Source organism: Vibrio sp. 1580 (assembly GCF_033340055.1).
Genome location: NZ_JAWOVT010000528.1, coordinates 1 through 573 on the forward strand (window position 1 = coordinate 1; position 573 = coordinate 573).

At 44.9% G+C, this 573-nt stretch carries 1 protein-coding gene; it reads left to right on the plus strand.

Going from position 1 to position 573, the window contains the following annotated elements:
- Positions 1-573, plus strand: a 573-nt coding sequence (gene murB, locus R7093_RS26980) for a UDP-N-acetylmuramate dehydrogenase (RefSeq protein WP_318147244.1), incomplete at both ends; no start/stop codon positions are given.

Sequence of the window (573 nt, forward strand, 5' to 3'; positions counted from 1 at the left end):
GACTCGATAGATGATGTAATCAGCCTCTATCAAGATCCTGCTTTTCAAGGTCTGCCGAAGTTGTTTTTGGGTAAAGGCAGCAATGTTCTATTTACTGAACATTTTGATGGTCTCGTCATTGTTAACCGCCTTTTGGGGAAATCGGTTTCAGAAACCCATGAAGATTATCTTCTGCATGTTCAAGGTGGGGAGGATTGGCCGAGTTTGGTGGCTTGGTGTGTTGCCCAAGGTATGGGCGGGATCGAAAACTTAGCTTTGATTCCCGGTTGTGCTGGGTCAGCTCCGATCCAAAACATCGGCGCATACGGGGTTGAACTAAAAGATCTTTGTAGCTACGTCGATGTATTGGATTTGACGACTTTAAAAACGAGGCGGATGAGTGCGGAAGACTGCGAATTTGGGTACCGAGATTCAGTTTTCAAACATGATCTATATGAAAAATGCTTTGTCACAGCCATTGGCTTGAAGCTGCCGAAGCGATGGACGCCGAAGAATCAATATGGGCCGTTACAAAACATCCCTGAAAACGAATTAAGTCCAAATGCAATATTTGAACGTGTGTGCCAAGTTCGT